This window comes from Robiginitalea rubriflava (assembly GCF_052540725.1).
Map to the genome: position 1 here is coordinate 3,197,365 of NZ_CP199309.1, position 11,850 is coordinate 3,209,214.

Below are 11,850 nucleotides of genomic sequence, written 5' to 3' on the forward strand. Positions count from 1 at the left end.
TCATTTTATAGGGTTTTGTAAAGCTTCAAATTCTTGTTGTGCGTCTTCTAATTTTCCCATCAGGTCTTCAGCCTCTTCTGAAAATTCACTTTCCGGGTAATAGCGTTTAAAGGTTTTATAAGCGGCTACAGCGTTTTCCAGGCGATCCTTTTTCTTGGTCACGGTAGAATTCAGGGCCAGGGTAGTTGCAGCGCTAACTCTGAGGAAATACGCTTCCTCCCTGAAAATTGAACCCGGATGGTCTGAAATAAAATTATCCAGGGCGGCGCGGGCCGAAATGTTGTAATCCAAAATATAATATTTTCCGAGTTTTACAAATTGCTTGGCAATTTCAAACTCTTTCTTCTCCTTTTTGGTAGTGAGTTCCCGGGCCATTGTATTGGCCTCAGCCATTAAAGCAGATTCCGGATAGCTGTTGATAAACACCTGCAGTTTGGCCAGGGCTTTGTCGGTATCGGTCTGATCCAGTGAATATCTGGGGGAGAGCATATAATAACTCTTGGCACCCCTGAAGGCGGCTTCCTCTGCCTTGTCACTTTTGGGATAAGACTTCAGGAATCGTTCAAACTGATATCCGGCAAAATTGTAATTCTCTATTTTGTAATAGGTATCAGCCAGGAAAAACATTACCCTTTCCCCTTGGGGCTTCCCTGCAAATTTTGGCGAAATTTGCTCAAAGAGCCTGTTGGCCCTTTTAAAATCGCCTTCGTTGTATAGTTTCTCTGCATACTCATACTTGGCGGCCGAATCAGTTTCTTTCAATATCTTCTGATACTCACTACAGGAGGTAGTGCCTACTATGATAAGAAAGCAAAACAGTAACTTCTGGTATCGTGCAAACATTTGGCAAAATTAGGTATAATTCGCGGATTATAAAACGCTTATTTACGGGTGAAAGTACTGCCTTAGGTGCAGGAAGCCTCTATTTTAATTAAAATTTAACGCCTAATGCGGATTCAGGTGCGAATGCATAAAGTCTGACAAAGCCTTCTGCAGCCCGGGAGTAGCTGGTACCAAGGGCAATCTGACGTGTGGTTCACAAACACCTAATTGACTCAGCAGCGCTTTAATGCCTGCAGGGTTACCTTCCCTGAAAATCAGACTCATAAGGGGTTCGAGCTGGTCATGCAAATTAAAGGCCCCCGATTCCATTCCTTTGAGGCCCATCTGCATCATTTCGCAGAATTCCTGAACTACTGCCTGGCCCAGTACTGAAATAACCCCGCTTCCCCCTGCAATGGCTGTAGGAACCGCCGTGAAGTCATCTCCCGATATGATCTGAAAACCAGAAGGAGCCCTTTGCAGCAGCTGTTTAATTTGCTCCATGTCGCCACTGGCTTCCTTTATTCCTACCAGGTTCTTACATTCTGTTGCCAAGCGTATCACAGTATCCGGCAGCATATTGCTTCCTGTGCGGGAGGGGACATTATAAAGGATTACCGGGAGAGGTGAGGCTTGTGAAATCTCCCTGAAATGCCGGTAAATACCCTCCTGAGTAGGTTTGTTGTAGTAAGGGGATACCGAAAGGATCCCGTCAAAACCCTGAAAATTGGTCTGCCTGAGTTCGGATACCACCACCTGGGTGTTGTTGCCACCCAATCCCAGAACCAGGGGCAGGCGGCCTTTATTACTGGCAATAACCGTTTGTTTTACCTGTTCTTTCTCGGAAGGGCTCAGGGTTACTGATTCTCCCGTGGTACCAAGAACTACCAGGTAATCTACTCCTCCGTCAACAACATGGTCAACAAGCCGGCCGAGCCCTTCTAAATCCAAACTTAAATCTGGTCGGAAAGGGGTGACTAGTGCCACTCCGGTACCTGAAAAAGATGTGGTCATGCTATTTGGTTCAATACTTTAAGATACTTTTTCAACTCCTTTTTAAACGATTCGAAGTCCGAAACACCACTTCCGAAAATCAAATCATTAAAGGCGGGGTCCTGCTCAGAAAACCCAACCCGGATCCTCGCATTGGTTTTAACGCTCATCAGCTGCAGCAGCAGATTAGATTCCCTGTAGTAATTGATCAGTAAATCGTAATCTCGACTTAAAAATTCCAGGGCGTAACTGTTTTCCACAGCACCATTCCAGCCCAGGTCTTTATCCGAAAAAACAGGAGTGGCATAAGGAGAATTTTTGTCGTAGAATTTGCGGTATCCAATAATCTTTACTGCATTCGGACGCAGACCATAGGCATCGATCAGTTCGTAAAACTTTTCCGGTTCTGCAAAATTTTCCAAGTCCACAATTACCCCAATAGCACTTACTCCCTCTTTTCTCGAAGGTGTCTCACGCTCTTGAGCCAATTCCTGTTGCAGGTATTTTTGTCCTGACCTGTATTTAAATTTGTCTTTAAGGCCCTTTAAAATCATGTACCTTTACCTTTCAAACAAAGGTAACTATTACAACGGCAATCTCAGCGTAAAGATACAATCCATGAATCGTTTATATATTAAACTTTTTGTTTCATTTATAACATTCTTAGGTTTACATGCCTGCCGCGAACAGCCTTTACAACTGACTGAAACCAAAGCCAGTCAATACATCATAGATAGCACCTTAACGGAAGACGATTCCGTTAACATCCTTATCAATCCTTTCCGAAAACGATTAAATGAGGTCCTTGATGAACCGTTGAGCTATGCCCCAAAAATCCTGGATAGAACAGACGGGCAATACAATAGTTCTCTTGGGAATTTGATGGCAGACATCGTCCTTGAAAAAGCCGATGCCCTGTTCAGGCGACGGGAGGGTAAAGGGGTGGACATAGCAGTTTTAAATTATGGCGGGATCCGCAACATTATATCGGAGGGACCGGTAACTGAACGAATCGCCTATGAAGTCATGCCTTTTGAAAATACCATTGAAATCGTAGGCATGAAGGGGGGTAGTATCCGGGAAATGGTCAACTTCCTGATACGTGAGAATCGTCCACACCCCATCGCAGGGATGCAGATTGTTCTGGATGCCTCCAACGGGCTGCATTCGCTGAAAATAAGGGGAGTCCCCTTTGACGAAGACCGCCTTTACTACGTGGCCAGCCATAATTACCTGATTGCCGGGGGAGACGGGATGGTATTTTTTAAGGATGGCCTGAACCCATTTCGGACCCAGTACAAAGTGCGAAATGCCATGGTGGACTACTTCCGGGAGCACGATACGCTGATAGCCACCCCGGATGATCGATTTATAAAATTAGCTGAATGAGAAGAAGGAAATTTTTAGCTGACGCTGCCACAGGTACCTTAGCCCTGGGAATTCCATCGCTTGCCCTGCATTCCTGCAACCTGAAGGCTTCCAGGAAAATTACCCTGCTGCATACAAACGATGTACACAGTCATATAGATCCTTTTCCGGCAGATCACGGGCGGTTTCCGAATTTGGGAGGTGTGGCTCGCCGTGCATCCCTGATCGAGCAGGTCCGCACGGAAAACCCCAATACGCTCTTGCTGGATGCAGGGGATATTTTTCAGGGCACACCCTATTTTAATTTTTACGGTGGAGAATTGGAGTTCAGGCTAATGAACCGAATGGGCTACCATGCTGCCACTCTTGGCAATCACGACTTTGATGCCGGATTGCAGGGCCTGCTTGCACAGATACCCAAGGCAAAATTTGCCTTCTTATCGGCCAACTACGATTTTAAAAATACCATTCTTGACGGGTACATTAAGCCGGCAACTACTTTTAGTGTTGCAGATATCAAAATTGGAGTATTTGGTCTGGGGATTGCCTTTGAAGGACTGGTTACTCCGGACCTCTACGGTGAAACCGTATACCTGGATCCATTTGAAATGGCGCTGGACCATGCCCGTAAGCTTCGTGAGGAAGACGGATGTGAGCTGGTAATTTGCCTCTCACATCTGGGCTACCGCTATAGGGAGGCAGACCGCCCAAGTGATATTCTGCTTGCACAGCGCACCGAAAACATAGATGTCATCATCGGAGGGCATACCCATACTTTTATGGAGCAGGCCGAAGTTCAGACCAACCGGAAAGGCGAACAAGTCCTGATCAGCCAGGTAGGATGTTATGGGATACGGCTGGGACGCATTGATTTTGAATTCCTTCCCGACGGCACCCGCTCTGCCAATGGCCATTCCATAGTGGTATAACAAAACCTGAGGTGCCGGTTCAAAAAATTAGGTCCATTTATTTCAGCACCCAACAGGGTTCTACTTTAAAAGAAAACCATTCAAGGCTGGGTGGAATTTAAAATCCTCTGTAATAATTGTTCAAATTCAGCCTGCAGGGACACCTGAGGGTATACTTCACCGGCCTGGCGGTAACAGTATTCGGCATTCCAGCGGTCCCCTTCTTTGCGATGCAGATAGGCGTGGAGCAAACTACCCACAGGCCCTTTCATCTCCTGTGCAATATCATGTGCCGCAGTCCAGTTTTTTTTGGCATCAAACCAGAGGCACTGTAAGGCCAGAGGCCAGGCACCTGAAGGGCTGTCTTCCTCTAAAGTCTTCCGGAAAGCCTCCGGTGTTTCAGGTCTGGGTGAGGGGTAATTTGCCATGGTTCTTACAAACTGGGCCTCAAATATAATACAATGATCTGCAGATTATTTTTAACTGACTTCTCAGGGGTTCCCCCTACCCCCTTCCCACTCCAAATATACTGCCCCAGCCTGCATTTAAAAATCAACTTTGGATCGGGAATTGGAGCAGCTCCTGATGATCCCCATTGAAACAATAGTTGAAATACTGAATTTCCCTATTGCAGCATGCTGAGAAAAGTTTCCTCGGAAATTATGGGCACCCCTAACTTTTCCGCCTTGGCTTTCTTACTGGGGCCCATATTGGCTCCGGCAACTAAAAAGGAGGTTTTGGATGAGATGGAAGAAGCTACTTTCCCCCCGTTGTCTTCAATAGTCTTTTTCAGTTCATTGCGGTCCAGCTGCTCAAATACACCGGAAACGACAAAGGTCTGCCCTTTGAGCAGATCTGTCTGCCCCTGCATTTGCTCTTCACTCAATGAAAACTGAAGCCCATAGGTTCTGAGGCGAGCTACTAACTCCCGGTTGACCGGTTCGCTGAAAAATTGCCGGACACTCTCCGCTATACGCTCCCCAATCTCATCTACGGCCAAAAGGCTTTCGGTACTGGCATGCATCAGGGCATCAATATCTTTAAAGGCCCGGGCCAGCTTCTTGGCCACTGTTTCGCCAACATATCTGATTCCCAAGGCAAAAAGTACCCTTTCAAAAGGGATGCTGACCGATTTTTTAACCCCTTCCACCAGGTTATTGGCTGATTTCTCCGCCATGCGTTCCAGGGGCAGGAGTTGCTCAGGGCTCAGGGTATACAGGTCCGCATAATTTGAAATCAGGCCTTGCTGGAATAGCAATTCCACGGTTTCAGCACCGAGGCCTTCAATATCCATAGCCTTTCTGGAGATAAAATGCTGTATTCTTCCGGTTATCTGGGGCGGACAACCCGTGTCATTTGGGCAGAAATGCTGGGCCTCCCCTTCCTTTCTTATCAGTTCGGTTCCGCATTCCGGGCAAATGCTTACGTATTCTGTGGGGGCGCTGTCCATGGGTCTTTCACTCAAGTCAACTCCGGTTATTTTCGGGATTATCTCCCCGCCTTTTTCCACGAATACCATATCTCCTTCCCGCACATCCAGTTTGGCAATCTGGTCTGCGTTATGCAGTGATGCCCGCTTTACAGTAGTTCCGGCCAGCAATACAGGCTCCAGGTTCGCCACTGGGGTTATGGCCCCGGTTCGGCCCACCTGGTATGAAATATGCAGCAAACGGGTACGCGCCTGTTCCGATTTGAATTTATAAGCTATGGCCCACCTGGGGGATTTTGCCGTGTATCCCAATTCCTGCTGATAATCCAGCTTATTGACCTTAACCACTACCCCGTCAGTCTCGTAGGGCAGGCTATGGCGATTTGCATCCCAGTAGTTCAAAAAAGCCAGTACTTCCTCCATGCTTTTACAAACCTTTGCCGTTTCCGGGACTTTAAAACCCCATTCCCTGGCTTTTTCAAGCATTTCAAACTGGCTGGATACCCCCAGCTCTTTTCCGGCCAAACTGTAAATGAGGCATTCCAAAGGCCTTTGAGCAACCAAACTGCTGTCTTGCAGCTTCAGACTGCCGGAAGCCGTATTTCTTGGATTCATATAAGGGTCGTCTCCATTTTCAACCCGCTCCCTGTTCATGCTGGCGAATCCTTCCAGAGGCAAAATAATTTCCCCTCTGGCATCAAAACGCCCCTGATGAGCTGTTTTTAATTGCAGGGGAACCGAACGCACCGTCCTGATATTTGAAGTGACATCATCTCCCTGAACTCCATCGCCGCGGGTAACAGCCCGGAGCAGCCTGCCATCCTCATAGGTCAGGCTAATGGACGCCCCGTCATACTTCAACTCACAGGTAAAATCAAGATTTTCCTGCCCGAGTATTCGATGAATGCGCTTTTCCCAATCCTGCAACTCCTCTGTTGAATAGGAATTATCCAGGGAATACATAGGGTGGTCATGGGTAACCGTTTCAAAAATTTTGGTAACCTCCCCTCCCACTCGCTGTGATGGTGAATTCGGGTCATAATACTCGGGATGCCGGGCTTCCAGTTCCTGAAGTTCTTTAAGCATCATGTCAAACTCATAATCGCTGATTACGGGATTGTCTTCCACGTAGTAGCGATAATTGTGCTCCCTCAGATCGGCTCTTAGTTTATTGATTTTTGCTTCTGCCTGTGACATGGGTATTTATTGAATAAGTCATTTCTTTTTTCTGGCTTTAACATATCGATCTTTGCCAAAAATATCCTTTTTAAGCTGAATTTCCGAGTATCCCAAAGCTTCCAGCATCTCCGTAAGGGATGCCCCGAAATCTTCATGGATTTCAAAAAAAAGCCATCCTCCGGCTTTCAGATTTTTGCGGAGCCCCTCGGCAATAGCCCTGTAAAACTCCAGCGGGTTTTCATCGCTGACAAAAAGGGCCAGGGAGGGTTCGTGCTCACGGACGTTCGGACGCATCAGTTTTTTCTGGGATTCCGGGACGTAAGGAGGGTTTGATACCATGATGTCGAATACCCCGAGATCCCCGGATAATTCCCTCATATCACCCAGATGCCCCTGCAGGACTACATCCTGATTTTTCGCATTGCGGAGGGCCGTTTGCAAAGCCTTTTCAGATATGTCCAACAGGTGCACCTCCGCTTTGGGTAAATTTCTGGCCAGGCCAATCCCGATACATCCGCTTCCACTGCCCAGGTCGATAATCCTGAGGCCGCTCTTTGCCTTTTCAGCGGTTTCTATAACCCAATGGACCAGGGTTTCGGTTTCCGGCCTTGGAATGAGGACGGAAGAATCCACATACAATTCCATTTCCATGAAATAAGCCGTATTTGTAATGTATTGAAGGGGTAAGTGCTGTTTTAGCTGCTCCAGAGCATCCTTCATAACACCCGTTTGTTCCTCTGAAAGCGATTTGTCCGGTTCCAGAGCCAGAATAAAGCGGGGCAGCCCGTAAAAGTGATCCAGCAATATGTGAAACATATGATCAATCTCTTCCCTGGGATAGATAGGGCTGAGTTGCTCTCGAAAGCATTTTTGTATTTGCTTCAGTTGCATGGCAGCCCTACAATTTTAATTGCATCCAAACCTGACAGGCTGTATGTCCGGTAGCCCCCATAGGTTTTTGCAAGTATTGAAACCCGAATTTGCTGTAAAGTTTTTGCGCCGATTTCATATACGGCATCGTTTCCAGGTAACAATGTTCGTAGCCCATACTTCGCGCAGCATGCAGGGCCTTTTCGAGCACTTTTCTACCCCAGCCCGAACCTCTCAGCTCTGGTCGGAAGTACATTTTCTGAAGCTCGCAAATGTTAGAATCAGAACCTTCAAGTGGGGCAATTCCTCCTCCACCCCAAATTTCTTCCCCGTCGGTTATTACCCAATAGGCACTTTTATCTACGGAAAAAAAATCATACATATTGTCAAGGGAAGCATCTGCATAGGCTGTGCCGGTTTTGGGTACATTCATCTCCTCAAACACTCCACGGATAATCTGTGCCATCCCGGGGTTATCCCCCGCCTGGATTTTACGAATATGCAGGCTGTCCGGTTTCACTTTGAATACGTTATTTTTGCCAGGTGAAGATACACGAAAAATACATTTCCAGATGTATAGAGATCGCCAAAAAGGGCCTTGGGACCACAGCTCCAAATCCGATGGTTGGGGCGGTTATTACCTGTGAAGGGCGTATTATAGGGGAAGGATTCACCAGTGCTTTTGGCGGACCTCATGCAGAGGTAAATGCCATTCTTTCGGTAAAGGAGCCCGAATTACTAAAAAAGGCAACCCTTTATGTAAGCCTTGAGCCCTGTTGCCATCACGGAAAAACCCCTCCCTGCGCGGATCTTATCCTTGAAAAGGAAATCCCCAGAGTAGTTGTGGGGCTGTCCGATCCGAATCCAAAGGTTGCCGGAAAAGGAATAGCGAAACTGAAGCAAAACGGTTGCGAGGTCTTGTCCGGAGTCGGGCAGGACGAGTGCAGGGAACACCACAGGCGCTTTCTTATGTTTCATGAAAAAAAACGGCCCTACATTATTCTCAAATGGGCCAAAAGCCCTGATGGATTTATGGCACCCCCGCCCGGGATGCGGGCAAGTGACCCACAACCCTTTTGGATCTCCGGCAGCGCATCCAGGCAACTGGTCCATAAATGGCGTAGCGAGGAACAGGCTATTTTGGTGGGAACCCGCACCGCCCTGGAGGACAACCCGAAGTTAAACACCCGAATGTGGAAGGGTTCTTCCCCTTTGCGTATTTTGCTGGATCGCAGCCTGAAAGTCCCGATGGATTACAACTTATACGATGGAACGGCCCAAACCCTGGTAGTTACAGAAAAAAAAGCCCCGGAACAGCTACCCCTAAAAGTCCGGTTCCGAAACGTAGGCTTTGACGGGGCCTTCCTGCATCATCTGATGGATGCGCTTTTCGAGGAACAACTTCTCAGTGTTATCGTCGAGGGAGGACGGGAAACCCTTGAGGCGTTTATAAAGGAGGGCTTATGGGACGAAGCCCGGGTAATTACCGGAATACACCCGCTCAGACAGGGTCTGAAAGCTCCCGAAATAAAAGGAAGGCTGCAGCGGGAATTCAAATCGGATAAAGACAGGGTGCAAATATGGCGCAATGATTAGAAACCTGTTATTTGATTTCGGGGATGTGTGGCTGGACCTGGACAAAGGCAAGCTTCAGGCAGGAATGACACAGTACGGCCTTTCTTCAACAGATGGCACACTCAACAAACTCAGCCAGCGGTATGAAACCGGAGCGATCAGCACCCCATCCTTTCTGAATGCCGTTTCCGATTACCTGAATGAGGCCGATAAAGAAAAAATAATCAGTTATTGGAACGCCCTTATCGGCGGCTTTCCCCAGCCTCGGCTGGATTTTTTGAAAGGATTAAAGAGGTCCGCAGCCTATCGTTTGTTTTTAATTAGCAATACGAACGAACTGCATATTAAAAGGGTAAAAGAAGTAATGGGTGAGGAAAACTACGGGGCTTTTCAAGATTGCTTCGAAGGATTTTACCTCTCACACGAATTGGGGATGCGCAAACCCGATCCGGAAGTTTTCAGGTTTATATTAGGGCAACACGGCCTGAAAGCTTCAGAGACCTTATTTGTCGATGACACGTTCGAACATATTCGGGCCGCATCTAAATTGGGGATAAAAACCTGGCATTTAAAGGCTGGTAGCGAAGATATTCTGGAATTGCATAAAAAAATCTGACATGTGGGATCTTATATGGAGTATTTGTTGTTCCAGCCTGATTTTTGTGGTTTTTAAACTCTATAAGCGTTTCGAAATTCAAACCTTCTACGCTATAGTCGTAAACTATTTAACGGCCTTTTCTGTCGGGTTTGTGCTGTATGACCAACCGTTCCGAATATCCGCCATCATAAGCAGCCCCTGGTTCCCCGGGGCATTAATGCTTGGGGCCCTGTTTATTGTAATTTTTAATCTGATGGCCCGCACCTCACAATTACTGGGGGTCTCAGTTGCTTCGGTAGCCACAAAAATGTCCCTCGCCATTCCGGTGGTACTGGGGGTTTGGTGGTATGACGAAGTCTTAGGGCCTGTTAAAATCATCGGGGTTCTGTTGGCTTTGGTCGCTGTCTATTTCAGTTCCGTCAAAAAAAGAAACGGCCCTTTTGTAATGCGCTCGCTGTACCTCCCGCTTTTGGTTTTTCTGGGCTCCGGTGTAATTGACAGTTCCCTTAAATATCTGGAGACCCATTTGGTAGCCCGCTCAGATTTCCCTGTTTTTTCAGCCATGCTTTTTGCAAGCGCCGCGACTATCGGAATTATGGGTGTCCTTATTCAGCAACCTTATAATCTGGTACGCTTCAGACCTCTTAATATCTTTGGGGGAATTGCTTTGGGGATCCCGAATTATTTTTCCATTTTTTTCCTGCTAAGGGCCCTTCAAACAGAAGGCCTCAACAGTGCCTCTATTTTTACACTTAATAATGTTTCCATCGTAATGCTAACCACCCTTTTAGGGATTATCTTATTTAAGGAACAACTCAGTTGGAAAAATTGGATGGGTATAGGAATGGCCATCTTGAGTATATTGCTGATAAGTTTTTACTGATGGCTGAGTCGACAAAAAGCTTCCGAACCTTAAAAAAGCCTTCAGGCCCTTGCCTGTTTAAGGAGCAGAAAAGCAGGTTTATAGGCCTGGCTTATCCGGCAGACAGTATTGAAAAAACCAAATCCATTTTAGAGGATCTTAAAAAGACATATCGCGACGCCTCCCATATCAGTTATGCGTATCGCATCGGATGGGATCCGACGGAGGTACGGGCAAATGATGACGGGGAACCCACCTATTCGGCAGGAGTTCCCATTTTGGGACAGATAGAATCAAATGACTTATTTAATGTACTGATATGCGTGGTTCGCTATTACGGAGGAGTCAAGCTTGGGGTGGGCGGCCTTATACAGGCGTATAAACGAGCAGCCCAGGAGAGTATCGGGCAGGCAGGGGTCTTCCTGAAAAAACCGCAAAGGCAGCTTGAGTTGCGTTTTGAATATCCGCAACTGGATGTCGTAATGCGGATGATTTCACAGCATCAGCTAAGAGTAAAAAAACAGGACATGCACCTGGATTGCCGTCTGATCCTCAATATCAAATCTGAACGCTACTCAGAAATTAAGGAATTGTTTAGCGCCATCGAAGGGGTATCCATCCGGTTGCTCTAAAGGCGAACTTCATGGATTCTGAATTCTATCCATGACGTAATCCGGACAACGGATGGGTCTGTTTTTCTCCCGATCCATAAAAACCAAATCGGTACTGGCAACAGCCAAAATACTACCCTCCTCGGAATGTATTTCATAATCAAAAGTGATTCGGGCCCCGGGGAGTTGTCTAAGGCGTGTGGTAACGGTCAGCAGCTCATCATATCGGGCCGATTTTTTATAGTTGATCTGTAGGGAAACTACCGGGAGGAAACATCCCTTTTCCTCCATGCTTTTGTAGGAAATTCCCAACGACCTTAACCACTCCACCCTTCCCATCTCCAGATATTGCGGGTAGTTGCCGTGGTAGACCACACCCATCTGATCGGTTTCGCCATATCTAACCCGGAAAGAAATCTGATGAAAATGCATAAAAAACGGATGAAAAATGATATCTTTAAAAGGAGGGGCACAGAGCTTTATAACTTGCAAAAAAAAAAGCGAATATTCAACCCCAATTGATTTTTTTTTTAAGTTTTTTGTTCACATATTTGTCTCACTCTTGAAGGACAGAACAGCTGTCCTTTTTTGTACCAACAAACTAACGACAAACCGACAACAAGACAACCTTAACA

Annotated in this window: 14 protein-coding genes; 6 read left to right on the top strand and 8 right to left on the bottom strand. The window is 46.8% G+C overall.

Features of this window, described 5'->3' with window-relative positions; all coding sequences use genetic code 11:
• From ACT6NU_RS14485 to ACT6NU_RS14495, 3 genes are all read right to left on the bottom strand, one after another.
• Positions 1-843: an outer membrane protein assembly factor BamD gene (locus ACT6NU_RS14485; RefSeq protein ID WP_445382392.1), complete on the bottom strand. Its 843-nt coding sequence runs from the start codon at positions 841-843 to the stop codon at positions 1-3.
• Between the two features lie 102 nt (positions 844-945).
• A complete protein-coding gene (gene dapA / locus ACT6NU_RS14490; protein WP_445382393.1) occupies positions 946-1,836 on the bottom strand; it encodes a 4-hydroxy-tetrahydrodipicolinate synthase in 891 nt (296 codons plus the stop codon).
• Positions 1,833-2,369 carry a DUF6913 domain-containing protein gene (locus ACT6NU_RS14495; RefSeq protein ID WP_445382394.1) on the bottom strand — a complete coding sequence of 179 codons (537 nt, stop codon included), beginning with the start codon at positions 2,367-2,369 and terminating at the stop codon, positions 1,833-1,835. Before ACT6NU_RS14495 ends, dapA begins: the two co-directional genes overlap by 4 nt.
• Between ACT6NU_RS14495 and ACT6NU_RS14500 the strand changes: the two genes are divergently transcribed.
• Together ACT6NU_RS14500 and ACT6NU_RS14505 are read left to right on the top strand one after the other, a co-directional pair.
• Positions 2,368-3,204: a 5'-nucleotidase C-terminal domain-containing protein gene (locus ACT6NU_RS14500; protein ID WP_445382395.1), complete on the top strand. Its 837-nt coding sequence runs from the start codon at positions 2,368-2,370 to the stop codon at positions 3,202-3,204. The two genes, ACT6NU_RS14495 and ACT6NU_RS14500, sit on opposite strands and share 2 nt — an antisense overlap.
• Positions 3,201-4,112: a bifunctional metallophosphatase/5'-nucleotidase gene (locus ACT6NU_RS14505; protein ID WP_445382396.1), complete on the top strand. Its 912-nt coding sequence runs from the start codon at positions 3,201-3,203 to the stop codon at positions 4,110-4,112. Before ACT6NU_RS14500 ends, ACT6NU_RS14505 begins: the two co-directional genes overlap by 4 nt.
• 80 nt (positions 4,113-4,192) lie before the next feature.
• Here ACT6NU_RS14505 and ACT6NU_RS14510 read toward each other — a convergent pair whose 3' ends face one another.
• From ACT6NU_RS14510 to ACT6NU_RS14525, 4 genes are all read right to left on the bottom strand, one after another.
• A complete protein-coding gene (locus ACT6NU_RS14510; protein WP_445382397.1) occupies positions 4,193-4,519 on the bottom strand; it encodes a hypothetical protein in 327 nt (108 codons plus the stop codon).
• A gap of 197 nt (positions 4,520-4,716) precedes the next feature.
• Positions 4,717-6,717 (bottom strand): NAD-dependent DNA ligase LigA, encoded by a 2,001-nt coding sequence (gene ligA / locus ACT6NU_RS14515; protein WP_445382398.1) that lies wholly within the window; start codon positions 6,715-6,717, stop codon positions 4,717-4,719.
• An 18-nt stretch (positions 6,718-6,735) separates the two neighbouring features.
• Entirely contained in the window at positions 6,736-7,590 is an 855-nt protein-coding gene (gene prmC, locus ACT6NU_RS14520) for a peptide chain release factor N(5)-glutamine methyltransferase (protein ID WP_445382399.1), read from the bottom strand.
• A 7-nt stretch (positions 7,591-7,597) separates the two neighbouring features.
• Positions 7,598-8,089 (bottom strand): GNAT family N-acetyltransferase, encoded by a 492-nt coding sequence (locus ACT6NU_RS14525; RefSeq protein ID WP_445382400.1) that lies wholly within the window; start codon positions 8,087-8,089, stop codon positions 7,598-7,600.
• A 23-nt stretch (positions 8,090-8,112) separates the two neighbouring features.
• On the opposite strand from ACT6NU_RS14525, the gene ribD reads away from it, so the two are divergent.
• The 4 genes from ribD to ACT6NU_RS14545 are packed head-to-tail and all read left to right on the top strand — an operon-like array spanning position 8,113 to position 11,236.
• Positions 8,113-9,165, top strand: coding sequence for a bifunctional diaminohydroxyphosphoribosylaminopyrimidine deaminase/5-amino-6-(5-phosphoribosylamino)uracil reductase RibD (gene ribD / locus ACT6NU_RS14530; protein WP_445382401.1), 1,053 nt, complete (start codon positions 8,113-8,115; stop codon positions 9,163-9,165).
• Complete coding sequence (locus ACT6NU_RS14535; RefSeq protein WP_445382402.1) at positions 9,158-9,760, top strand: HAD family hydrolase; 603 nt, start codon at positions 9,158-9,160, stop codon at positions 9,758-9,760. The genes ribD and ACT6NU_RS14535 overlap by 8 nt, the downstream gene beginning before the upstream one ends.
• A 1-nt stretch (position 9,761) precedes the next feature.
• Entirely contained in the window at positions 9,762-10,625 is an 864-nt protein-coding gene (locus ACT6NU_RS14540; protein ID WP_445382403.1) for an EamA family transporter, read from the top strand.
• Positions 10,625-11,236: an IMPACT family protein gene (locus ACT6NU_RS14545; protein ID WP_445382404.1), complete on the top strand. Its 612-nt coding sequence runs from the start codon at positions 10,625-10,627 to the stop codon at positions 11,234-11,236. Before ACT6NU_RS14540 ends, ACT6NU_RS14545 begins: the two co-directional genes overlap by 1 nt.
• A 9-nt stretch (positions 11,237-11,245) precedes the next feature.
• On the opposite strand, the gene ACT6NU_RS14550 is transcribed toward ACT6NU_RS14545, so the two are convergent.
• The gene (locus ACT6NU_RS14550) at positions 11,246-11,647 is read right to left on the bottom strand and encodes an acyl-CoA thioesterase (RefSeq protein ID WP_445382405.1); all 402 of its coding nucleotides are present in this window, start codon (positions 11,645-11,647) and stop codon (positions 11,246-11,248) included.
• Positions 11,648-11,850: the final 203 nt, after the last annotated feature.

What these genes read in the sequence shown, in the direction of transcription:
- ACT6NU_RS14485 (WP_445382392.1), bottom strand. Translation starts at nt 843, where the DNA reads ATGTTTGCACGATACCAGAAGTTACTGTTTTGCTTTCTTATCATAGTA.
- dapA (WP_445382393.1), bottom strand. Translation starts at nt 1,836, where the DNA reads ATGACCACATCTTTTTCAGGTACCGGAGTGGCACTAGTCACCCCTTTC.
- ACT6NU_RS14500 (WP_445382395.1), top strand. Translation starts at nt 2,368, where the DNA reads ATGTACCTTTACCTTTCAAACAAAGGTAACTATTACAACGGCAATCTC.
- ACT6NU_RS14495 (WP_445382394.1), bottom strand. Translation starts at nt 2,369, where the DNA reads ATGATTTTAAAGGGCCTTAAAGACAAATTTAAATACAGGTCAGGACAA.
- ACT6NU_RS14505 (WP_445382396.1), top strand. Translation starts at nt 3,201, where the DNA reads ATGAGAAGAAGGAAATTTTTAGCTGACGCTGCCACAGGTACCTTAGCC.
- ACT6NU_RS14510 (WP_445382397.1), bottom strand. Translation starts at nt 4,519, where the DNA reads ATGGCAAATTACCCCTCACCCAGACCTGAAACACCGGAGGCTTTCCGG.
- ligA (WP_445382398.1), bottom strand. Translation starts at nt 6,717, where the DNA reads ATGTCACAGGCAGAAGCAAAAATCAATAAACTAAGAGCCGATCTGAGG.
- prmC (WP_445382399.1), bottom strand. Translation starts at nt 7,590, where the DNA reads ATGCAACTGAAGCAAATACAAAAATGCTTTCGAGAGCAACTCAGCCCT.
- ACT6NU_RS14535 (WP_445382402.1), top strand. Translation starts at nt 9,158, where the DNA reads ATGATTAGAAACCTGTTATTTGATTTCGGGGATGTGTGGCTGGACCTG.
- ACT6NU_RS14540 (WP_445382403.1), top strand. Translation starts at nt 9,762, where the DNA reads ATGTGGGATCTTATATGGAGTATTTGTTGTTCCAGCCTGATTTTTGTG.
- ACT6NU_RS14545 (WP_445382404.1), top strand. Translation starts at nt 10,625, where the DNA reads ATGGCTGAGTCGACAAAAAGCTTCCGAACCTTAAAAAAGCCTTCAGGC.
- ACT6NU_RS14550 (WP_445382405.1), bottom strand. Translation starts at nt 11,647, where the DNA reads ATGCATTTTCATCAGATTTCTTTCCGGGTTAGATATGGCGAAACCGAT.